The sequence below is a fragment of the Nocardia ninae NBRC 108245 genome, from assembly GCF_007990755.1.
Lineage (GTDB): Bacteria > Actinomycetota > Actinomycetes > Mycobacteriales > Mycobacteriaceae > Nocardia > Nocardia ninae.
Genome location: NZ_BJXA01000008.1, coordinates 14,812 through 39,592, shown reverse-complemented (window position 1 = coordinate 39,592; position 24,781 = coordinate 14,812). Strand labels below are relative to the sequence as shown.

Genomic DNA, 24,781 nt, shown 5'->3' with positions numbered 1-24,781 from the left:
CACTCGTCCGCGGCGGCCGCTCCACCGGTGGCCCGCACGCCGATTTCGACACTGCGAGAGGTGATCATGGCCGAGTCCGCGCAGCCACGAGTGGCGGCGCAGCCGGGAGGATCTGGCCGATCGAACGTGCTGACGTCCTACGACCCGCGCACCGGCGAGACCGTCGGCAACTACGCCGTCATGGGCGCCGGTGAAATCAATCGCACCGTGCGCGGCGCCCGTTCGGCCGAAAAATGGTGGGCCGAACTGGGATTCAGTGGGCGCAAGCGCTGGCTGCTCGACTGGAAGCGCGACATCACCCGCCGCGCAGGCGAATTGGTCGAGATCCTGTCCGAGGAGACCGGGAAACCCGAAGCGGACGCGGCGATCGAGGTGATGCTCGCGGTGGAGAACCTGGACTGGGCGGCCCGGAACGCGGCGCGCGCGCTCGGCAGGCAGAAGCTCGGCTCCACCTGGCTGACCCGCAATCAGCGCGCCTCGGTGGGTTACCTGCCGCTCGGTGTGATCGGCGTGCTGGGCCCGTGGAACAACCCGGTGTTCACGCCGATGGGATCGATCGCCTATGCGATGGCCGCAGGCAACACCGTGGTGTTCAAGCCGCACGAACTGACCACCGGCGTCGGCGTCTGGCTGGCCGACAGCTGGACCAGGCTGGCGCCGAATCAGCCGGTGCTGCAAGTGGTTACCGGCGATCAGGCGACCGGCGCCGCGCTGTGCCGGGCCAAGGTGGACAAGATCGCCTACGCCGGTTCGGAGTCCGGCGCGCGCGAGGTGATCGCGCTGTGTACCCAGACGATGACGCCGGTGGTCGTGGAGCGCAGCGGCAAGGGCAGCATGATCGTGCACGTCGACGCGAAGCTCGACGACGCCGCCGAGGCCGCGGTGTTCGGCGCGATGGCCAATGCCGGGCAGAACGCCACCGGCATCCAGCGGGCCTACGTGGCGGAGTCCGTCTTCGACCGATTCCTGGAACTCGTGGTCGCGCAGGCGGTCAAGCTGCGGCCCGGCGCGGACAAGCGCGCGTCCTACGGTCCGATGATCCTGGAGTCGCAGGTCGAGGTGGTGCGCAAGCAGATTCGCGACGCATTGGCCCGCGGCGGTCGCGCGGTGGTCGGCGGACTGGATTCGATCCGCGAACCGTATATCGAACCCGTCGTGCTGGCCGAGGTGCCCGAGGAGAGCCTCGCGATCACCGGCGAGGGCATCGGGCCGGTGCTGGTGGTGAACAAGGTGACCAGCATGGCCGAGGCCGCCCAGCGCATCAACGCGGTGGGCAACGATGTCGCGGTCTCGGTGTTCACCAGGGACGTGCACGAGATCGAGACCTTCGCCGAGCACCTGCGCGTCGGCGTGGTGACCATCAACTCCTCGACCGCCTACGCAGGCATCCCCGCGCTGCCCTTCGGCGGCGTCGGCGAATACGGCCAGGGGCACAGCCACGGCGATCAGGGTCTGCGGGAGTTCAGCCACACCTTGGCCATCGCCCGCAAGCGCTATCAGGCGCCGGTGAACCTGTCGACATTCGACCGCCATCCACACCATCTGCGTTTGGCCAGGACCATCTTCCGCATCCGGCACGGTCGCCGCGCCTGAATTGCCGCACAGTCCTTGGTTTCCCGCACAGCGAATCGGTGTGCGGGAAGTCGGCAGGTTTGCGCCTACGCCTTGGAACCGAGCAGGACGGCTTGCATCAAGGCGGTCACCCGAGCCAATTGGGCTGGGCGGGAGTCGAATCGGAGCAGACGACCGACGTCGATCACCTGACCGATGGCGGCGTGCACCCGGAACCGAGCCTCGACGGGATCGCCGTCGAGCAGGTTGGCCCACTCCAGCACGTTCTGGCGTTGAATGGCGCGCAGCTTGTGCTGCTCGGCCTGCGGCAGATTGCTGAATTCGGCGTAGTAGACCGGCATGATCTCCGGCATCGCGAAGGTCAGGCGGGCCTGTCGCTCGGCGATCCGGCGCACCGCGTCCTCGCGGCTGGTGGCCTCGGCCAGCGCCTCGGTGATCGCGAGGGCGACCCGATCGCCGGTCCGATAGAACGCGGCGGCGAGCAGGTCGGACTTGCTGGCGAAGTAGCGGTACACGCTGGAGGCGTTGATGCCGACGGCCGCGCCGATCTCCTCGATGCTCGCCTCGTGATAGCCCTGCCTGCCGAAGATCCGGATCGCCTCGGTGAGCAGTTGTTCGCGCTTCGAGGACACCGGCAGGCCGCGCGTGACGGGTCCCGGATCCGGTTCCGGCGGGGCGGGCGGCAACTCGGCGCGCAGGATCGCCCACGACATGTCGTGCAACAGCGGCAGCAGCCTGGCACCGGACAGCGCGCTGCGATGCGCGGAGATGCTGGCGATCGCACTGAGCACCGCGGCCGCCAACATCGCGACATCCGCGGGCGGCGACTCCGGGCGCAGCAGTGCGATGGGTTCGGCGAGTGTGCCGTTCAAGTCATCGTAGATCTGCCGGATCCGGACGCGATCTTCGCGTTCCAGGTAGCGCCGCTCCCAGCGGTACAGCCCGGCCTCGCGGCGGATCTCGATGGTGTGTTCGCTGATCGCGCGGATCAGTGCGTCCAGCCGCTGCGCAGGCTCCAGTTCCTTGTCGTCCGCGGCGCGGGCCACGTTCAGCAGGTGGCGCGCGCCCTCTTCGGCGGCCGCGACGAGCAGCGCGTACTTGTTCGTGAAATGCCGGTACAGCGCGGGCCCGGAGATCCCCACCTCGGCGGCGATCTCGTCCACGCCGACCGGGTAGTACCCGCGATCGCTGAACGCGCGCGCGGCCGCCCGGATGATCTGCACCTTGCGATCCTTGGGCCTGCGGCGCACCGGGCTCGCCGCGGTCCGACCGCCACCGCCGCCGGAATCGGCATCCGGCCGCGCGGAAGCGAGGCCGACCTCGCTGCGATCCGCGACCATGCACCTCTCCGTTCTCCGGCGGCGCCGCTGGTTGACAGCGCCCGACAATGGAACCTAAGTTAACCACAATTCGCAAAGTTAACCAGTATTCATGGCAGAGTAGCTGCTGAGTTGCAGCGTAGGAGCAGACATGAGTAATTCCGATTCCGCGGCGTCAGTCGCGTCCTCCACGCCTGCCACGGGCTTTTCGGCGGTGCACGACGGCAAGGTGCTGCGGGTGACGATCACCAACCCGAAGCGCAAGAACGCCGTCGACTACGACACCATGGTCGCCCTCGGGGACACCTTCGTCGCGGCCGCCGCGGACCGCTCGGTGCGGGTGATCGTGCTGACCGGCGAGGGCGGCGATTTCTGCACCGGCGCCGACCTCTCGGCCACCGCGCGCGAGGCCCAGCGCGGCATCACCCCCGACATGACGATGGACGCCGCGAACCGTTTGGTGAAGGCGATCGTCGACGCTCCGGTCCCCGTGATCGTCCGCGTCAAGGGGTCGGCGGCGGGCGTCGGCGTGGCCATCGCGTTGGCCGCCGATCTGGTCTACGCCAGCGAGGACGCCTACCTCCTGCTGGCCTTCATCAACATCGGCCTGATGCCCGACGGCGGCGCGGCCGCCATGATCGCCGCCGCTGCGGGCCGCCCCCTCGCCGCGGAGATGGCGCTGCTCGGCGAACGCCTGCCCGCCACCGCCGCGAAACAGGCCGGCTTGTTCACCGCGGTGGTCCCCGAAGCCGAACTCGACGCGAAGGTCGAAGCCGCCGCCGCCAAGCTCGCCGCAGGCCCCCGCCGCGCCCTCGAACTCACCAAGAAGGCCCTCAACCAAGCGACGCTGACCTCCCTCGACACCGCCCTGGCAGCCGAAAAGTCCGGCCAGACCGAACTATTGACCTCCCCCGACTTCATCGAGGGGGCCACCGCCATGCTCACCAAGCGCAAAGCGGTCTTCACCGACTGACCCATTCCCACTTCGGACTCACCTCCGAGCATCCGACGCCGCCGACCATCGGATCCCCTCCAGAACAACTGATTTCGCAAGCACATGGGTAACTCGCCGGGGACCGGCCAACCCAACTCACCACCCAACCGCCGGTCGCCAACGCGACATTCAACGCGCACGAGTCCGGCCTGAAGTCCCGGAGAGGCGGCCCGAGCTAGGCTCATCGGCTATGGGCTACCTGGTTACCGGGGCAACTGGGTTCATCGGTCGGTTCCTCATCCCCGAGCTGCTGAAACGCGAGGGTGTCATCCATGTACTGGTACGGCCGGGCGCCGAGTCCGCCGACCGGTTCGCCTGCTGTGCCCGGGAATGGGATGGTGCGGATCGGGTGCTACCGGTGCCCGGCGACCTCGGTGCGCCCGGGCTGGGTATCGACCCGACGTGGCTGACCGCGCACCGCGGCGCGATCGACCATGTCTTCCATCTGGCGTCCAGCTACGACCTGGCGGAGCGGGCCGACGGCACCCGGCACGTGGTCGATGTCGCCGAAAGCTTGAAAGCCGGTCTGCTCCATCATGTCTCGACGGTGGAGGTGGCCGGCTCGGCCGAGGGCCTGTTCACCGAGGACATGTTCGACGTGGGCCAGGTGTTGACCACGCCGACGCAGCGCGCCAAGTTCGAGGCCGAGCAGATCGTCCGCGCGGCCGCGCTGCCCTGGCGGATCTACCGGCCCTCGATCGTGATCGGCCACTCCCGGACCGGTGAGATCGACCGGATCGACGGACCCTACTACTTTTTCCGGCTGCTGCGCATGGGTGCGCAGTTACCGCGCATCCTGCCGGTGCTGGTGCCCAAGCTCGGCGAAACCAACATGGTCCCGGTCGATTTCGTGGCGCGGGCGCTGGATCACATTGCACACCAACAAGGCTCGGACGCGACGACCTTCCATCTGGTCGACCCGCGTAGACAGAGCGTGGCCGAGGCATTGAACCTGTTCGCCGACGAGGCAGGCGCGCCGCACCTGGTCGAGGTGATGCCCAAGCGCGCACTGGACATGGTGTTGCAGGTGCCGGGCGCGAGCTGGGTGCTCCCCCGGGTCGGCGTTCCGCAGGATGTGTTGGAGCACAGCGAGTTCAGCTGCTGGTTCGACTGCCGCAACGCCACCGCCGCCCTCGCGGGCACCGACATCAAGGTGCCGCCGCTGGCCGGTTACGCGCCGCTGATCTGGAAGTACTGGATCGAGAACTGGGTCTGATGCTCGACGCCGAATGTCCCGGCGGCCGTGTGGCTTTCAGGCGCCGGTGAGGGTCAGATAGATCAACGCGACATTGAGTGCCGAGATGATGGCGGCGATCAGCCAGGCCAGTGCGGTGGTGACCCGATGGTTGACGTCGTTGCCCATCAGGACTCGATCGCTGGTGAAGCGCACCAGCGGAATCAGCGCGAACGGGATGCCGAACGACAACACCACCTGCGAGATGATCAGTGCCCGAGTGGGATCGATGCCGACGGCCAGGATCACCAGGGCGGGGATCAGGGTGACCAGGCGGCGCACCATCAGCGGGATCTGCTTGCGCAGCAAGCCCTGCATGATCATCGCGCCCGCGTAGGCGCCGACCGAGGTCGAGGCCAGGCCGGAGGCGAGCAGGCCGATGGCCAGCAGCAGCGCCGCGACCGGTCCGAGGGCGTCACCGACGGCGGTGTGCGCGTCCTGCAGCGTCTCGATTTCCCGGTCGCGCAGCGTATTCGCCGCCATCAGCAGCATGGCCAGGTTCACCGTGCCCGCCAGCACCATGGCCAGTGCGACGTCCACCTTGGTGATCTTGAGCAGCCGCACCCGCAGCGGGCCGGGCGCCGGGTGTCCGTGCCGGTCCCTGGCCAGGCCCGAATGCAGGTACACCGCGTGCGGCATCACCGTCGCGCCGATCATGGCCGCGGCGAGCAGCACGCTCTCGGCGCCCTGGAACCTGGGCACCAGTCCGCCGAGCGTGCCGCCGACCGAGGGCGGTGAGATGAACACGCTGGCCAGGAAGCCGATGGCGATGACGGCGAGCAGCCCGGTGATCACCCGCTCGAACGGCCGCTGTCCACGCCGGTCCTGCACCAGCAGCAGGCCCATCGACACCACACCGGTGATCACGCCGCCGACCAGCAGCGGCAGCTGGAACAACAGGTTGAGTGCGATCGCGCCGCCGACCACCTCGGCCAGGTCGGTGGCCATGGCGACGGTCTCGGCCTGCCCCCAGTAGCCGAGCCTGGTCCACTTGCCCGACCGTTCCCGCACCGCCTCCGGCAGCGACATGCCGGTCACCAATCCCAGCTTGGCGGAGAGGAATTGGACGAGTCCGGCCATCACATTGGCCATCACGATGACCCACACGAGCAGATAGCCGAACTGTGCGCCCGCGCTGATATTCGACGCCACATTGCCGGGGTCCACATAGGCGATCGCCGCCACGAAGGCCGGCCCCAGTAGGAGGCTGGCCGCACGGGCCCGCTGGGACACAGACTTAGCGGACTCGACCATCGTTGCACTCACGGAACAAGATTTTACGGGTTCCCAAACTTTTTGGTTAGCGCTACCCCTAAAAGCCGACCGCCCGGTCATACCCGAAGGTATAACCAGGCGGTCAGTCCGTATTCAGTTGGTGAAGCTGAAGCCTCAGATGCCCAGGCCGCGGGCCAGCACCGGCCACGACAGCTGGAACTCGTCGCGCCAGTAGCCCCAAGAGTGGGTGCCGCTGTTGCGGAAGTTGTAGGTCGCCGGGATGCCCAGCGAGTCCAGCTTCCCCTTGAGGTTGTTCGTGCAGTAGTTGGTGCCTGCCTCGATCACGCCGCCGATGATGATCTGGTTCGCCAGACCGTAGGCGCCGGGCAGCGCGTACTTGCCGTCGAGGGTGTCGTACTGGCCGGGCAGGCCGTTGCCGGTGGAGATGTAGAGGTCCAGTCCGCGCAGGCCTTCGGCGTGCACGTACGGATCGTTGGCCACCCACTCCGCCGAACCCTGCGGGCCCCACATGTTGTCGGTGTTGCCGCCGCCCCAGGTCTCGACGGTCAGCTTGACGAACTCCGAGCCGACCGGGTCACTGGTCTGCGCGCAACCGCTGTAGGCCGCGGCCGCCTTGTACAGGCCCGGCTTGGCGATCGGCAGCGCGAGCACGGTGGTGCCCGAGGTGGACAGGCCGGAGATCGCGTTCACGCCGTTGGTGCCCAGCGCGCCGTCGATCAGCGGCGGCAGCTCCTCGGTGAAGAAGGTCTTCCACTTGTTGCGCCCGAGCGCCGGGTCGTCCTTGATCCAGTCGGTGTAGTAGCTCCACTTGCCACCGATCGGCTGCACCACGTTGACGTTCTTGTCCGAAAGGAACTGCAGCGCATCGGTCTTCGCCTGCCAGGAGGCGTCGTCCTGGCCGCCACCCGCGCCGTTGAGCAGGTAGAGGGTCGGGCGCGGCACCGAGGCGTCGGCCGGGCGCTGGACGTCGATGATGACCTTCTGGTCCATCGCCGCCGAGTACACGTACAGCCGGATGTTGCGCGCATCCTTGTACTCGGCCTTGGTGATACGTGATCCGTCCGGGGCGGTCGGGTTGGCGAGCAGACTCTTACCCTCGATGATCGGGTCGGCCGCCGACGCGGTGGTCACGCCGAGACCGGTCATCACTCCCGCAAGGACCGCCGTGGCCGCGATCGCCGCGGCGGCACGTAGGCCGCTGCGCCGGGTCTGTCGACGTATCAATTTCGCACCTTCGCTTCGTCTCGAGATTCCATCTGCATTCCCCTTTGGAGCGCTTGCGGGTCGCGCATGCGCGAGGCCACACGCGCCTGCGGTGGATGCCCTGGACACACCACGGCAGACCATACGGCTTATGTAGTCGCGGCAAAAGAGGTGATCGTTACCGCAGGGTTGCCCCATCATGCCTGAACTACCCCTATTCCTGCGCGTCCGACCCACCTTCGCACATACCTAGTGCGCCCGCGGGTCGAGCAGGTCGGACAGGCCCGGCCCGATCTCGGCCAGCGCCTCCGGCGTGGTCATCTGATCGTGTGCGACGCCGACCGGGTGATCTTCGACACGGCCGTCGACGAACGGTTGCCAGTTGGCTGCCGCGGTCTCGTGCCCGGCCGCGCTGTAGTAGTCGAGCCTGCCGCGGAACACCTCGGGGCGATGCTCGGCGATGAGCTCGGCCGACCGCACCGCGCTGCGGTAGATCCGGCGCACCCGCTCCGGCGTGAGCACGGCCATGTCCGGTGGGATGGTGGCGTGCAGCGCGGCGAGCGCCTCGTCGCTGAGATCGTGGATATCGCCCTCGGTGGGCAGCAGCGCGTCGGCGCCGATACCGAGCTCGCTCAACGCCTCCCGGATCGCGGCCCGGAAGTCCGTGACATCAATGTCGGGATGGCTGTCCAGCATGGCCAGCAGCGCGACCTCTTCGCCCGCGGCCTGCAGTTCGGTCGCGACGGCGTGCGCCAGCACCCCGCCGAGCGACCAGCCGAGCAACCGGTACGGCCCGGCCTGCTGGACGGCGCGGATCTCCGCGACGTACCGGCTCGCCATCTCGGCCAGCGAGGCGGGCAGATAGCCGTCTTCGGTCAGCGCGGGCGACTGCAGGCCGAAGATCGGCCTGCTGGCGGGCACGTAGCGGGCCAGACCCGCGTAGCACCAGGACAATCCGTACATCGGGTGGATACAGAACAGCGGCTCGGCGGCGGCGGTGTCGTGCGGCACCCTGGTGCGGATCGGCAGCAGCACACCGAGCGCCGCGTTCGAGTCCAGGTCGTAGTCGTGGTCCCCGGCCAGCGCCGCGAGGATGCGGGTGGCCAACGCGCCGGGGGTGGAATCGGTGAAGAACCACTGCACCCGGACCTCGGCGCCGGTCAGCGTGCGCAGCCGGCTGACCGCGCGGGTGGCGACCAGTGAGTTGCCGCCGAGATCGAAGAAGTCGTCGTCCAGGCCGACCCGTTCGACGCCGAGGATCTCGGCGAACACCTCGATGATGGTCCGCTCCAGCGGGGTGGTCGGCGGCCGGTACGGGCGGGCGGCGAGTTCGGGGACCGGCAGCGCCTTGCGGTCGAGCTTGCCACTTGCGTTGAGCGGCAAGGCCTCCAGCACGACGAACGCCGACGGCACCATGTACGACGGCAGCGCGCCGCGCGCGTGCAACAGCACTGCGGTCTGGTCGACGGTGTCCCCGGGCATGGCGACCAGATAGGCGACCAGCCGATCGCCCGATGGGCCGCCGACGAGGGAAACGGCGGCGTGGCGCACCGATTCGTGGCCGAGCAACACGGTTTCGATCTCGCCGAGTTCGACGCGCTGACCGCGCAGCTTGACCTGGAAGTCGCTGCGCCCCAAGTACTCCAGCGCACCGTCGCGCCAACGGACGATGTCACCGGTGCGATACAGGCGCGTACCGCCCTCGTGCGCCACGAAACGCTCCGCGGTGAGGGCGGGGGCACCAAGATAGCCGCGGGCCAGCTGTACGCCCGCGATGTACAGCTCGCCAGCGGCGCCGGGCGGCACCGGGCGCAGCTGCCGATCGAGCACGTGCACCTGAGTGTTGGCCACCGGTGTACCGATCGGAACCGCCAGTCCGGCAGTGCCTTCCACCGGGTAGTCGGTCACCACAGTCGCCTCGGCGGGCCCGTACCAGTTCACCAGCTGGGTGTCCGGAATGGTGCCGGCGAAGGTCGTCGCGGTCTCCGCAGACAGCGCCTCACCCGCGGCGAACACCCGGCGCAAGCTCGGGTAGTCCGCTGCCGAATCCGGCACGAGGAAGGCCTCCAGCATGGACGGCACGAAATGCACCGTGCTGACCGCGTTCTCGGCGATGACCTTCGCCAGATACACCGGATCGCGGTGGCCGTCGGGCTCGGCGACCACGATCGAGGCGCCGGTCTGCAAGGGCCAGAACAGCTCCCAGGTGGAGATGTCGAAGGTGATCGGCGTCTTGTGCAGCACCACGTCGCCGGTGTCGTGCGGGTAAGCCCGCTGCGCCCAGCGGAACTGGTTGACCATCTGCCGGTGCGTGATCACCACGCCCTTGGGGCGGCCGGTGGAGCCGGAGGTGTAGATGACGTAGGCGACGTTGTCCGGGTGCACCCCGATGTCCGTGCGCGCGACCGAATCCAGCGGCAGGTAGAGCGTGTCCACCGCGACGACGGCGATATCGGTGTCGGTGACGAAGGCATCGCCGGTGGTCAGCACGCAGGATGGGGCGGCACTGGCGAGCACGTATTCATTGCGCTCGGCCGGGTGATCGGGGTCGATCGGCAGGTAGCCCGCGCCCGACCGCAGCACCGCGTAGATGGCGACGACCAGGTCGACACCGCGCCGCATGGCCACGCCCACCAGCGATTCCGGCCCGACGCCCCACCGGGCGATCTCGGCGGCCAGCGCGCGGGAGCGCAGGTCGAGCTCGGCATAGCTGAGCGTGGCGTCGCCGTAGCGCACCGCGACCGCGTCGGGCGTGCGGGCCACCTGAGCGTCGAACAGCGACAGCAGCGTCGCGTCGTCCAGCAGCTCCGGCGCCTCGGTGGCGTTGCGGGCGGCCAGCTCGGCCCGCTCGCGGTCCAGCAGCACCTCGATGTCGGCGACGCGCGCCTGCGGGTTGGTCACGAAGCGGCGGATCAGGGCCGAAAGCCGTTGCGCGAGCGCCTGTGCCGCCGGCTCGTCGAACAGGTCGCGCAGGTACTTCACCGAGACCCGCAGCTGACTGTCCAGCACCACCATCACGGTGAGCGGGTAGTGCGTGCCGTTGACCGCGCCGACGCCGGTGACGCTCATGCCGTCGATGGCGCTGGCCTTGTCCAAGCCGTCCCGGTCGACGGGGAACGATTCGAACACCACCAGGGAGTCGAAAAGCCCTTCCACGCCGACGGTTTCCTGAATATCGCTCAGCCCGAGGTAGTGGTGGTCCAGCAGCCCGGCCTGTTCGGCTTGCAGCTGGCGCAGCAGCCCGCCCAGGGTGTCGGTGGCGCCGAGGCGCACCCGCACCGGGATCGCGTTGAGGAACAGCCCGACCATGCTCTCGACGCCGTCCAGCTGCGGCGGCCTGCCGGAGACGGTGGCGCCGAAGACCACATCGTCGCGGTCGACGCTGCGCCCGATCAGCAGACCCCAAGCCGCCTGCACGACGGTGTTCACCGTGACGCCGAGACCCGACGCGAGCCGGGTGAGCGCGGTGGTGTCGGACTGCGCCAGCTCGAAGCCGACTTCGCCTACCCCGGCCGAGATTTCGCGGCCCGGATCGACCGGCGCCAGCGGCGTCGGCTCGGTGATCCCGCTCAGCGCGGCCCGCCAGGCTTCGCGCGCGGCGTCGGCCTTCTGCGCGACCAGCCAGGCCAGGTAGCCCCGGTAGGACGGCACCTTGGGCAGATGCCGGGAGTTGCCGCCGAGCGCGTACAGCGTCAGCAGGTCCTTCATCAGCAGCGGCATCGACCAGCCGTCGATCAGGATGTGATGGCTGGTCACCAGCAGGTGGTACGTGCCGGTGGCAGGTCCGTCCGCGGTCGCGGGATCCGCCGCGGCGGACCGGATCAGCGCGAACCGCAGCAGCGGCGCGGTCCGCATATCGAAGTGATCGGCCAGGTCGGCCGCCTTGATGCCGGCCAGTTCTTCGGCGGCGGCCTCGGGGGCGAGCTGACCGAGATCGATGTAGCGCCACGGCACTTCGAGCGAATCCTGCACGACCTGCAGTGGATTGCCCGCGTCGTCCTCGGCGAAGGCGACGCGCAGGTTGTCGTGCCGGTCCAGCACGGCCTGCGCCGCGGCGTGCATCCGTCCGGTGTCCACCGTGCCACCCAGGTCGAGGACGAACTGGGTGGTGTAGACGTCCACCGACGACTCGGCGAGCAGCGCGTGGAACAGCATGCCCGACTGCAGCGGCGTGACCGGCCAGACATCGGTGAGGGTCGGGTACGCGGCGGCGAGCCGGTCGATGGTGGGCTGCTTCAGCCGAACCAGCGTGAAGTCCGACGGCGTGTAGGTGACCCCGTCCGCCCGCAGCCCGTGCTCGGCCAGCCCGCCCAGCGCGTAGATCCAGTGCTCGGCAAAGGTTTTCACCTCGTCGGCGGCGAATACCGCGGCGGCGTAGTCGAACCGGGCCACCAGGCCGTCGTCGGCGGCATCGACGGTGAGGTCGAGCAGCAGGTCGTCGGCCGGGGTGTCGGTATGCACCCTGGCCGGGCGCAGATCTCGGTAGCGCAGCGCGAATCGACCACGGCCGAGCTCGCTCAGTTCGGCGGCGGTGTCCGCGTTGAGGTAGCGCAGCAGGCCGTAACCGACACCGTGCGAGGGCACCGAGCGGCGCAACTCCTTGATCTGCGCCAGCGCGGCCCCGGCGGCCGGACCGCCGACGAGCGCGTCGTCGGCGTCGATCCTGGTGAGCCGCAACGGAAGCGGGAAATCGGTGGTGAAGCCGCCGACCATGCTCTCGTCGGCATCGGTCGCGGACCGCTCGTCGGCGGACAGCCGGACCACCGAACCGAGGGCGCGGGTGACGGATTCGCCCGCCGAGGTCTGCAGCGCCAGCGCGACCGCGGTCAGCAGGACGTCGTCCACGGTGGCGTGGTAGGCCGTCGCCGCGGCCACCACCGCGGCGGCGCCCTCGGCGGTGATGGCCAGCGAGACCCGGCTGCGCACTCGCAGATCGCGCCCGTCGGCGACGTTCCCCTCGGGGACGGTTGCCAGAATCCGCTCCCACCAGCCCAACTCGCCGACGGTGCGCAGATCGTGTGCCTTGGTCGAGAGCGCGCGAATGAGCACGCCGAGACCGGATTCCGGTGCCGCGGGTGCGGCGTGCCTGCCGCGGCTCCAGGCCGCGGTTAGCTGATCGACTATGGTCCGCCACGAGATGTCGTCCACGACAAGGCCGTTGGCGACGACGATCAGCGTGGATCGACCCTCGGGGCCGCCGGTCAGCACGAAGTGGATATTGCGGCCCTGTTCGGGATCCAGCGCCGCGGCGGCGGCCTGCACCACATCGTCGATGGGCAGCGTGGTTTCGCCGTGCTGCGCGTCGAGGCGACGGAACGCCTCGCCCGTGCGCTCGTCGGCGGGCGGGATCCGCAGCACCGGGGTCTCACCCGAACGATCCAGCCGCACCCACAGCATCGGATGCTGATCGAGCACCTTGCCGACCGCGGTGTGCACGGCTTCGACGGCGCAGCTCTCCGGCACGTCGAGCGCGAGGGCGCGCACCTCGACGCCGGTGTCGAGCAGCCGCGCCGCGTGCGGCGTCAACGGCAGATCGCCGGATTCGTCGCCCGGCCCGTCCTCGACCGTGGCAACCTTGGCCAGCGCGGCGACGGTGCGCAGCTCGAAAACGTCACGCGGGGCGAAGGTCACGCCGCGGCCGCGCGATCGCGACACCACCTGGATGGAGACGATGCTGTCGCCGCCGAGGGCGAAGAAGTCGTCGTCGAGGCCGACCCGGTCGATGCCGAGCACCTCGCCGATCACCTCGGCGATGGTCAGTTCGGCGTGGGTCTGCGGTGCGCGGTAGGCGGTGGTCTCGAGGGCGGGCTCGGGCAGTGCGCGCCGATCCAGCTTGCCGACCGGCGTCAGCGGGATCTCGTCCAGCACGACGATGGCGGTGGGCACCATGTACTCCGGCAGGACGGCGCCGAGCTCTTCGGTCAGGTCCGCGACATCGAGCGTGACGCCCTTGGCGGGCAGCACATAGGACACCAGCATCGTCGCGCCCGAACCGGATTCGCGGCCGAGGGTAACCGCGAACTCGACGCCGGGCTGCGCGGTGAGCGCGGCGTCGATCTCGCCGAGCTCGATCCGGAAACCACGCACCTTCACCTGGAAGTCGTTGCGGCCCACATACTCCACCACCGGCTCGCCGCCGGAACGCGCCCAGCGCACCACATCGCCGGTGCGGTAAAGCCGCTCGCCGGGCACCCCGTACGGGTCCGCGACGAACCTGCTCGCGGTGAGCCCCGGCTTGGCGTGGTACCCACGCGCCAGCTGGATACCGCCCAGATACAGTTCGCCCGCAACACCTTCGGGCACCGGGCGCAGCCTGCGGTCCAGGACGAGCGACCGCATACCCCGGATGGGGCCGCCGATGGTGACCGGCTCCCCCGGCCGCAGCGGGTCGCTGATGTTGGTCATGATCGTGGTCTCGGTGGGGCCGTAACCGTTGTAGAAACGCCGGTTCTCGGCGCCCGCCCACTTGGCGACCAGGTCGGCGGGCACCGCTTCGCCGCCCGCCACGATCGCCTGCATGCCCGCGAGCGCGTCCGGGTCGAGCGAGGCGAGCACCGAGGGCGTGAGGAAGGCGTGCGTCACCCCTTCGGCCCGGATGAGGTCGGCCAGTTCGCTACCGCCGAACGTCAGCGGCGGCGCGACCACCAGTGCGCCCGCCGAACCGAGCGCGAGCAGCAGCTCCAGCATCGAGGCGTCGAACGACGGCGAGGCGAAAGCCAGTGCGCGGGTGGACTGGTCGAGTCCGTACCGCTCAACTTGTTCGGCACTGAAGTTGGCCAGGCCCGCGTGCGTGACCACCACGCCCTTGGGCAAACCGGTGGAGCCCGAGGTGTAGATCACGTACGCGGCGTTGCTGCTCCGGATGGGGCCGTGGCGTTCGGTGAGGCTGATCGGGCGGTCCGAGCGGGACGCGACGTCGAAGGTGAAATCGCGATCGTCGAGCACGAACCAGAAACGCCCGCCCGCCAAGGTGGGCAGCGCGCCCAGCTCGGCGGTGAGCGTCACGCCCAGTGCCGCACCGGAATCGGCCACCATGTGCGCGATGCGCTCGGGCGGGTAGGTCGGGTCGATCGGCACGATCGCCGCCCCGGTCTTGGCGATCGCCCACAGCGCGAGCAGGGATTCCACCGAGCGCCGGACCGCCAGCGCGACCAGCACATCCGGGCCCGCGCCGCGATCGATGAGTGTGCGCGCCAATTGCGAAGAGGCGGCGTCGAGTTCGACGTAGCTGAAGGATCGGCCGCCGACGACGAGGGCGGCGCCGGTGGGATTCCTGGTGACCGACGAGGCCATCAGTTCCGGCAGGCTGCGGGGCGCCACGGCGTCGCCGCCCGAGCGGGTGACCAGCTCGGCCCGCTCCGACTCGTCGAGGATCTCCAGGTCGCCGACGGCGGTGGCCGGATCCTGCGCGACAGCGGCCAGGATGCCGCGGAAGCGGCGTCCGAACTCGGCGACCGTGTGCTCGTCGAACAGGTCACGGGCATAGGTGAATTCGGCGGCGAGGCCGGCTTCTGCGCCCGCCTCGGTGCGCTGCTCGCGCACGGTCAGCAGCAGATCGAACTTCGCGGTGTCGGCGGCCGGGTCCAGCGCGGCGAAACTCAGGCCGGGCAGCTCGAAGCTGGTGGCGGCGAGGTTCTCGAAGGACAGCGCCACCTGGAACAGCGGGTGCCGACCCGCCGAACGCGCCGGGTCGAGCACCTCGACCAGTCGCTCGAACGGGGTGTCCGAGTTGGCGAAGGCCCGCAGGTCGGTCTCCCGGTTGGCCGCGAGCAACTCGGTGAAGCCGAGGTCGGCCGCGACCTTCGTGCGCAGCACCAGCGTGTTGACGAACATGCCGATGAGATCGTCGAGTTCGGGCTCGCCGCGGCCCGCGATCGGGGTGCCGATGGCGACGTCCTCGGTGCCGGACATGCGCGCCAGGAACACCGCGAGCGCGGTGTGCACGACCATGAACAGCGTCGCGTTGTGCTGCTTGGCCAACCCGACCAGCGCGGCATGTACATCGGCGTCGACGACGAAATCGGTTTTGCCGCCCGCGAAGCTCTGCGCCGCGGGCCGCGGCCGATCGGTGGGCAGGTTCAGCTCATCCGGCAGATCGGCGAGTTCGGTTGTCCAATAGGCGAGTTGCGCGCCCGCGAGGGACTCGGGGTCGTCGTCGCTGCCGAGCACGCTGCGCTGCCAGAGCGCATAGTCGGCGTACTGGATCGGCAGCGGCGCCCAGGAGGGTGCCTCGCCACCGCTGCGGGCGGCGTAGGCCAGCATCAGATCTCGGGTCAGCGGGCCCATCGACCAGCCGTCCGCGCTGATGTGGTGCGCGACGAACACCAGGACGTACTCGGTGGCCGCGAGCTGGAACAGCCTGGCGCGGAACGGCACCTCCATGGTGACGTCGAAACCGGCGGAGACGATGCGCTGCACCTCGTGCGCCACGCGCTCCTCCCCGATCTGCGCGGGAGCCAGATCCACCGAAACCTCGTGCGGCGCGAGGACGCGCTGCTCGGGCCCGTCCATCGTCTCCGGGTAGACGGTGCGCATGATCTCGTGGCGCGCGACGAGGTCGGCGACGGCCTGCTGCAACGCGTCGACATTCAGGTCGCCGGACAGCCGGATGGCGGCGGGGATGTTGTAGACGGCGGCGGAGGTGTCGAACTGGTTCAGGAACCACATCCGCTGCTGCGCGGAGGACAGCGGAATGTGCTCGGGGCGCGGCTGGGCGACCAGCGGGGTGCGGGTGGTCTCCGCCGTCGTGTGCTCGACCTTGATCGCGAGTCCGGCCACGGTGGCGGCCTCGAACAAGGCGCGGACGGGGACCCGTGCATCCAGCGCGGCACCGATGCGGGCCGCGACCTGAGTGGCCAGTAGTGAATTACCACCGAGGGCGAAGAAATCGTCGTCCGCACCGACCCGTTCGACGCCGAGCACCTCGGCGTACACCGAGGCCACGATCTCTTCAATCGGCGTGGACGGGGCACGGAAGACCTGAGCCTCGAACTCCGGCTCCGGCAACGCTTTCCGATCCAGCTTGCCGTTCACATTGAGCGGCAACGCATCCAGCACCACGAACGCCGACGGCACCATGTACGACGGCAACGCCTCGCTCAGCACCGACTTCACCTGCGCCACATCGAGACCCGCGCCCTCGGATGCCTCGTCATCGGTGGCGCGGGCGGCGAAGGCGGCGGCTTGTACGGCGAACGAGGCGGCGGGCCCGGCCGGGGCGACCGGCTCGGCCCGGCCGACCAAGTAGGCGACCAGACGATCACCGGTCTTGGGATCGGACTTGGCGACCACAGCGGCCTGCGCGATCTCCGGCAACGCCAGCAGCGCCGCCTCGATCTCCCCCAACTCGATGCGGAAACCACGGATCTTCACCTGGAAATCGGTGCGGCCCTGATAGTTCAGCTCGCCGTCGCGGTTCCAGGCCACCAGGTCACCGGTGCGGTACATGCGCTCGCCGGGCTGGAATGGATTGGCCACGAACCGATCCGCGGTCAGATCGGCCCGGCCGAAGTAGCCGCGGGCCAGCTGAGTGCCCGACAGGTACAGCTCACCGAAGACGCCGACGGGCACCGGGCGAAGTCGCGAATCCAGCACGTAGACCAGGCTGTTCCATTCGGGCGCACCGATCGGCACGGAGCCGTGGTCGGCCTCGGTCACCCGATGCTGGGTGACCGACACCGCGGCTTCGGTGGGGCCGTACAGGTTGAACAGGTCCGCCTCTGGCCGCGTGGCCAGGAACCGCTGCGCCAGCGCGGCGGGCAGCGCCTCACCGATGGCGAGCACGAGCCGCAAGGGCAACGGTGCCGGCGCGGACTCGGTGCCGGTGTGCACCAGCAGCGCGTCCAGCATGGACGGGACGACATGCAGCGTCGTCACCGCTTCCCTGGTAATCAGCTCGTTGAGGTAGGCCGGATCCCGATGCCCGTCCGGCGCGGCGATCACCAACTTGCCCGCGCAGGCCACCGCCGACCAGAATTCCCAGACCGAGAGATCGAAGGTAGCGGCCGTCTTCAGCAGCACGGCGTCGCGCTCCGACAGACCGAATTCGGCCGTCTTCCACTGCAACTGGTTGGCGATCGCGGCGTGCGAGACGGCAACGCCCTTCGGGCGACCGGTCGACCCCGACGTGAAGATCACGTACGCGGTGTTCGCGGGCCGCAGCGGCGCGCGGCGCTCGATGTCGGCGAGCGGTCCGCTGGCGAAGGAACTCAGGACGAGCTCATCGATGGGCACCACGGGCGCGACCTCGGTGTCGAAGTCGGCGTCCGCGTTGGTGAGCACGCACACCGGCGCCGCGGTCTCCAGGATGTAGCGGGTGCGCTCGGCGGCCTGGTCCGGGTCGACCGGCACATACGCGCCACCGGCTTTGGCGACCGCGTACATGGCGACGACCAGGTCCACCGAACGGCGGAAGGCGAGCGCCACCCGCGCCTCCGGCCCGACCCCGATCGAGATCAGGTAGCGGGCAAGGCGATTCACCCTGGTGTCCAGCTCGACGTAGGTCAGCTCGTGCCGGGCGCCGTCGGGCAGGTCGGCCACCACGGCGACGGCCTCGGGTGCCGCCGCCAGCACCGCGCGCTGCAGGAACCACGGCAGCGTCACGGCCGCGTCGACCTGGTGCGCGGTGTCGTTCCAGCGGGACAGGACCGCGTCGCGTTCGGCGGCGGCGAGCAGGTCGATATCTCCGACGGGAATCGTGGCGTCGGCTACGACGGCGGCGAGGATGCGCGCGAGCCGCTCGGCGAAGCCCTGCACCGTCGCGGCGTCGAAAAGATCGGTGGCATAGGTGAAGAACCCACCCATGCCGGTGGGCGTGCCGGACTCGTCGTAGCTGTCGCCCACGATGAGGTGCAGATCGAACTGCGACACATCGAGATTCGCGTCGACGCCGGTCACGGCCAGGCCGGGTAGCTCCAGTGCGGCGCGCGCGATGTTCTGGAACGACAACCCCACCTGGAACAGCGGGTGATGGGCGGTCGAGCGGGGCGGATTGAGCACCTCGACCAGGCGCTCGAACGGGATGTCCGCGTGTGCGAACGCCTGCAGGTCGGTATCACGCTGCTTGGCAAGCACATCGGTGAACGCCGCACCGCCGTCGACCGTGGCCCGGAAGACCACGGTGTTGACGAACATACCGATCAGGTCGTCGAGTTCCCGCTCGCCGCGACCGGCCACCGGGGTGCCGATGGCGACATCGCCGGAACCGGACAACCGGGCGAGCAGGACGGCCAGCGCGGTGTGCACGACCATGAACAGCGTCGCACCGTGCGCGCGAGCGAGTTCCACGAGACCGGCATGGGTGGCCGCGTCGATCTGCACATCCACCCGCGCACCGGCCATCGACGCGATCGCGGGCCGCGGTCGATCCGTCGGCAACTCCAGCAGGTCGGGCAACCCCGCGAGCTGCTTGCGCCAGAACAGGATCTGCTGCGCGGCAATCGATTCCGGGTCGGCCTCGTCGCCGAGCACCGCCCGCTGCCACAGCGCGTAGTCGGCGTACTGCACCGGCAGCGGATTCCACCCGGGTGCCTCGCCCGCGGTCCGCGCGGCGTAGGCAACCATCACGTCGCGCACCAGCGGGCCCATCGAGGACGCGTCCGCCGCGATGTGATGCACCACCACCGCGAGGACGTGGTCGGATTCCGCGGTGCCGTCGGTGATCTGGAGCAGGCGCACGCGCACCGGCACCTCGTCGGTCACGTCGAACGGTGTGGACGCCAGCGCATACACCTCGCCGGGCACCTCGGCCGCTGCGACGGGACGCGCGGTGACGTCCAGCTGCACCCGGCTCGCGGGCAGCACCACCTGGATCGGGCCGTCCGCGTTCTCCGGGTACACGGTGCGCAGCACTTCGTGCCTGCTCACCACGTCGTCGAGGGCCGCGACGAGGGCCGCGACGTCCAGCGCGCCGGTGAGCCGCAAGGCGAACGGCAGGTTGTAGGCGGCCGAACCCACCGCCGCGTCACCGTCGGACTGGTCGAAACGGTTGAGGAACCACATCCGCCGCTGCGCGAGCGACAACGGCAACTGGTCGGGGCGGGCGATGCTGCCCAGCGGCACGCCGCGCGCGCCGTGCGTCTGCGAGTCGATGGCGGCGGCCAGCGACTGCACCGTCGGCGTCTCGAACAGCGTCCGCACCGGGACCCTGGCGTCGACCGCGGCACCCAGCCGGGCCACCAGCTGAGTGGCGATCAGCGAGTTGCCGCCGAGGGCGAAGAAGTCGTCGTCGGCGCCGACCCGGTCGAGGCCGAGTACCTCGCCGAACACCTCGGCGACGATCTCCTCGACCGGCGTTGCGGGCGCCCGGAATTCGCGCGCGGTGAAGGTCGGCTCGGGCAGCGCCTTGCGATCCAGCTTGCCGCTGGGGTTCAGCGGGAACGCGTCGAGCGCGACGATGGCGGTCGGAATCATGTAGGCGGGCAGCGTTTCCGCGATCGCGGCGAGCAGTTCGGCCTGCTCGACCCGCTGGCCCGGCACGGCGACGACGTAGGCCACCAGCTGGTCGCCCAGCGTGGACCGGCTGACCAGCGCCACCGCCTGGTTCACCGAAGGCTGGGCCAGCAGCGCGGTCTCGATCTCGCCGAGCTCGATGCGCTGGCCGCGGAACTTCACCTGGAAGTCGGTGCGGCCGAGGTAATCCAGCCGATGGGACCGACCGGCGGTGCGGTCGCGCCACACCACCAGGTCGCCGGTGCGGTACATGCGCTCGCCGAAGCCGAACGGGTCGGCCACGAACCGATCCGAGGTCAGATCGGGGCGCCGGACGTAGCCGCGGGCCAGCTGATCACCGGACAGGTAGAGCTCGCCGGGTACCCCGGCGGGGACCGGGCGTAGTCGCCCGTCGAGCACGTAGACCCGGGTGTTCCACTGCGGCAAGCCGATCGGCACCGTACGGGTATCCGAGCCGTCGGCCGGCCAGTAGGTCACCGATACCGCGGCCTCGGTCGGGCCGTAGAGGTTGTGCACCCTGGCGTCCGACACCGCGGCGAACACGGCGACGGTCTCCGGCGGCAAGGCCTCGCCGATCACGAAGACGTCCCGCAGGGTCGGGCAGGCACCCGCCGCGGTGTGCGCGGCGAACACGGTGAGCATCGACGGCACGAAGTCAGTGACGGTAACCCGCTGCGCGGCAATGGTTTCCGCGACATAGACCGGGTCGCGATGCCCGTCGTGGGTGGCGACGACCAGCTTCGCGCCGACGCGCAGCGGCATGAAGAAGCCCCACAGCGACACGTCGAAGGTCGTAGCGGTCTTCTGCAGGTAGACATCGTCGGAGCCGAGCGGGTACTCCGCCAGCATCCACTCGATCTGATTGTTGATCGCCGCATGCGACACCGCGACACCCTTGGGGCGACCGGTCGAGCCCGAGGTGAAGATGACGTACGCGGGATGCTGCGGCAGCACATTGCGCAGCAGTTCTTCGTCGCGGACCGGTGCACCGTCGAAGGCGTTGGTATCGACCGTATCCAGGGTCAGCACTGTCGTCCCGGCGGGCACCTCAACCGTGTCCTTCGACGTGGTCACCACGCAGGCCGGCTGCGCTGTATCGAGGATGTGCGCGATCCGCTCGGCCGGATGATCCGGATCCAACGGCACATACGCGCCACCTGCGGTCACGATCGCGTACATGCCGACAACAAGGTCGAGCGACCTCCGAATCGCCAGTCCTACCAGCGACTCCGCACCCACACCCTGCGAAATCAGCAGCCGGGCAAGCTGGTTGACTCGGCGATCGAACTCACGATAAGTAAGCTCGGTTCCCTGGTAAGCCAGCGCGACGGCATCGGGGTAAGCCGCTGCCGTCCGCCGGTATCCGTCGAGCAGGAGTTCGGGCGCGACCGCGTGCCGAGTTTCGTTCCAGTCGACCAGAATCCGCGCCAGCTCATCCGGCGCCAGTAGATCGATCTCCCCGACCGCGCGATCCGGGTCGGTGCCCACGGCCGCGAGCAACCGTTGGAAGCGTTGCGCGAACTCCGTGATGGTCGTCTCGTCGAACAGATCCGTGGCATAGGTGAACTGCGCCGAGAACCCGTCGTCGGTCTTGGGCACCACGGTCAGCTGCAGGTCGAACTTGGCCACCGCGCCGTCGAATTCGACCGCGTGCGCGGACAAGCCGGGTAGCTCGACATGCGCCTTGCTCATGTTCTGGAAGAACAGCGCCACCTGGAACAGCGGGTGGTGGGCCTGCGAGCGCACCGGATCGAGCACCTCGACCAGCCGCTCGAAGGGCAGCTCGGCATGCGAGAACGCGGCCAGGTCCGTCTCTTTGGTCGCGGCGAGCAGCTCGGTGAACGAGGCGCCGGGAGCGATCGGCGTGCGCAACACCAGGGTGTTCACGAACATGCCGATGAGTCCGTCGAGCTCGCGCTCGCCACGGCCGGCGACCGGGGTGCCGATGACGATGTCGTCGGTGCCGGTGAGCCGGGCGAGCAGTGCGGCGAACGCGGCGTGCACCACCATGAATTCCGAAGCGCCCGCCCGCTGGGCCAGCTCGGTGAGCCCGCGATGCACCTCGGCGGACACCTCGAAGGTGTACTCGGCTCCGGCATTCGAGGCGATGGCCGGGCGTGGCCGGTCCGCGGGTAGGTCCAGTCGATCCGGGATGCCGGCCAGCGCCTGGCGCCAGTAGGCGATCTGCGCGGCGGCTATCGAGTCGGGGTCCTTCTCGTCGCCGAGCACCTCCCGCTGCCACAACGTGTAATCGGCGTACTGCACCGGCAGCGGCGGCAAGGCGGGCGGGGCGCCGTTGCGCCGAGACAGGAAGGCGCCGAGCAGATCCCGCAGGAACGGGGCGACCGAGGCGCCGTCGGCGGCGATATGGTGCACAACCACCACGACCACGTGTTCGCTGGGCGACAGCTCGGCCAGCGCGACGCGCAGCGGCACCTCCGCGGCGACATCGAACCCGGCCAGCGCGAGCCCGCGCAGCCAGTCCGCCAGCTCGTGCTCGGCGAGCGGCTTCGGCGCCAGGTCCGGAACGGCCTGTGCCGCAGGAAGAACCACCTGGTAGCCGGTGCCGTCGATGGCCGGGTACACGGTGCGCAGCGTCTCGTGCCGTTCGATCACGTCCATGATCGCGGCCTGCAGCGCCGACACATCCAGCGCGCCGGACAGCCGGACCGCGATCGGAATGTTGTTCGCCGCCGACGCGGTGTCGAACTGGTTCAGGAACCACATCCGCTGCTGCGCCAGCGACAGCGGAATGTGTTCGGGCCGTTCCGTCGGCGCGAGCGCACGCCGATCCCCGGCGCCCTTCAACGACTCCATCCGTTCGGCAAGGCCTGCGACGGTGGGTGTCTCGAAGATGAGCCGCGCGGGCACCCGAGCGGACAGGGCGGTGCCCAGCCGGGCCGCCGCCTGGGTGGCGATCAGCGAATTGCCGCCGAGTTCGAAGAAGTGGTCGTCGGCGCCGACCGGGGCGCCGGGCCCGAGCAACTCGGCGAAGACGTCGGCGACCAGCTCTTCCAGCGGGCCGACCGGTGCGCGGAACACCTTGGTCTGCAGGCGTGGTGCGGGTAGCGCGGCGCGGTCGAGCTTGCCGACCGGTGTCAGCGGGATCGCGGCGATCACCATGACCACGGTCGGCACCATATGGGCGGGCAGACGCTGCTCGGCGACGGCGGCCAGCTCGGCGGCGTCGGCATCCATGCCCGGCGCGGAGTGTACGTAGGAGACGAGAATGGTGGCGCCGCTGTCCAGTTCGTGGCCGACGGTGACCGCGAAGTCCACCGTCTCGTCCGCGGCGAGTACCGCGTCGATCTCGCCGAGCTCGATGCGGAAGCCGCGGATCTTCACCTGGAAGTCGTTGCGGCCCAAATACTCCAGCGCACCGTCGGCTGTCCAGCGGACCAGGTCACCGGTCCGGTACAGCCGAGAGCCGTTGGCGTCGAAAGGATTCGCGATGAAGCGGCCCGCCGTCAGCCCGGCCCGGTCGTGGTAGCCCCTCGCCAGCTGCGCGCCGGTGATGTACAGCTCGCCGACCGTCGCGCCGGTGACCGGCACCAACTGCTCGTCCAGCACGTACTCGGTGACGGCGCGGATCGGCCCGCCGATCGTCACCGGCGCGTCCGGGGCCAGCGGCGCACTGATGTTCGTCATGATCGTGGTCTCGGTGGGCCCGTACCCGTTGTAGAACTCACGGACCCGCTTGCCGGACACCGGTACCACCCAGCGCCGCACCAACTCCGGCGGGCACGCCTCGCCACCCGCGACGACCACCCGCAGCTCGTCCAGCCCCGCGGGATCCACCGACGCGAGCGCCGCGGGCGTGATGAACGCGTGCGTCACGCGTTCCCTGCGGATCAGCGCCGCGAGTTCCTCGCCACCGAACACGGTCGGCGCCACCACGACCATGGTGGCCGCGCCACCGATCGCGAGCAGCAGCTCCAGCACCGAGGCATCGAACGACGGCGACGCGAAATGCAGCGTCCGCGAATCACTCGTCACCTGATAGCGCTCGCGCTGCTCGTCGCAGAAGCCGGACAGGCCGGCCTGGGTGACGACGACGCCCTTGGGTGTGCCGGTGGATCCGGAGGTGTAGATGACGTAGGCCGGGTGTTCGGCGCGCAGGGGCCGCACCCGGTCGATATAGGTCACCGGGTCCGCCGGGAACTGCTCGAGCCACCTGGCGCAGTCGGCGGTGTCGATGGACAGCCAGTCGACCCGGTCCGGCAGTTCGTCGCGCACCGCGGCGACGGTCAGTCCGCAGACCGCGCCGGAGTCGGCGACCATGTGCTCGACCCGGTCGGCCGGGTAGTTCGGATCCACCGGCACGAAACCGGCGCCTGCCTTGGCGACCGCCCAGACCGCGACCACGGACTCGATCGAGCGCGGGATGCCGACGGCCACCAGGTCCTCGGGGCCGACGCCCCGGTCGATCAGCAGCCGCGCCAGCCGGGTGGACCGCTCATCGAGTTCGGCGTAGCTCAGCTGCGCCAGCGTGCCGGTGGCGTCGGCGAGGACGACACCGAGGCCGTTCGGGTTCGCCTCGACGGCCGTCGCCATCAGCTGCGGCAGCGTGGTGACCCTGGCTCGTCTGGTTCGGGTAGGCCGAACTCTGGCTGGGCGGGTCATGCGCACACCGCTGCGCGAGCGTCGTCATACCGCTGCCCGACCGACCGAACCATGGAGATGCCTCACCCTGCCTGTTGTCGCCGCACACACGCCTCGCTGGCCCCACCCCCATGGACATCGAATGCGCGCATACCCATCGTTACCGACCGC

Annotated in this window: 7 protein-coding genes; 3 read left to right on the top strand and 4 right to left on the bottom strand. The window is 69.5% G+C overall.

Annotated elements, in window-relative coordinates; genetic code table 11:
• Nucleotides 1-66: 66 nt before the first annotated feature.
• A complete protein-coding gene (locus tag NN4_RS08380; protein WP_147129386.1) occupies nt 67-1,593 on the top strand; it encodes an aldehyde dehydrogenase family protein in 1,527 nt (508 codons plus the stop codon).
• A 65-nt stretch (nt 1,594-1,658) separates the two neighbouring features.
• On the opposite strand, the gene NN4_RS08375 is transcribed toward NN4_RS08380, so the two are convergent.
• On the bottom strand, nt 1,659-2,912 hold the full coding sequence (locus tag NN4_RS08375) for a TetR/AcrR family transcriptional regulator (protein WP_147129385.1): 1,254 nt from the start codon (nt 2,910-2,912) through the stop codon (nt 1,659-1,661).
• Between the two features lie 130 nt (nt 2,913-3,042).
• Between NN4_RS08375 and NN4_RS08370 the strand changes: the two genes are divergently transcribed.
• Nucleotides 3,043-3,864: an enoyl-CoA hydratase-related protein gene (locus NN4_RS08370; RefSeq protein WP_147129384.1), complete on the top strand. Its 822-nt coding sequence runs from the start codon at nt 3,043-3,045 to the stop codon at nt 3,862-3,864.
• A gap of 211 nt (nt 3,865-4,075) precedes the next feature.
• Nucleotides 4,076-5,101 (top strand): SDR family oxidoreductase, encoded by a 1,026-nt coding sequence (locus tag NN4_RS08365; protein WP_147129383.1) that lies wholly within the window; start codon nt 4,076-4,078, stop codon nt 5,099-5,101.
• 36 nt (nt 5,102-5,137) lie between these two features.
• Here NN4_RS08365 and NN4_RS08360 read toward each other — a convergent pair whose 3' ends face one another.
• From NN4_RS08360 to NN4_RS08350, 3 genes are all read right to left on the bottom strand, one after another.
• Complete coding sequence (locus tag NN4_RS08360) at nt 5,138-6,373, bottom strand: Nramp family divalent metal transporter (protein ID WP_147129463.1); 1,236 nt, start codon at nt 6,371-6,373, stop codon at nt 5,138-5,140.
• A 135-nt stretch (nt 6,374-6,508) separates the two neighbouring features.
• Nucleotides 6,509-7,501, bottom strand: coding sequence for an alpha/beta hydrolase (locus tag NN4_RS08355; RefSeq protein ID WP_107654101.1), 993 nt, complete (start codon nt 7,499-7,501; stop codon nt 6,509-6,511).
• Between the two features lie 306 nt (nt 7,502-7,807).
• Complete coding sequence (locus tag NN4_RS08350; RefSeq protein WP_371865633.1) at nt 7,808-24,637, bottom strand: non-ribosomal peptide synthetase; 16,830 nt, start codon at nt 24,635-24,637, stop codon at nt 7,808-7,810.
• Nucleotides 24,638-24,781: the final 144 nt, after the last annotated feature.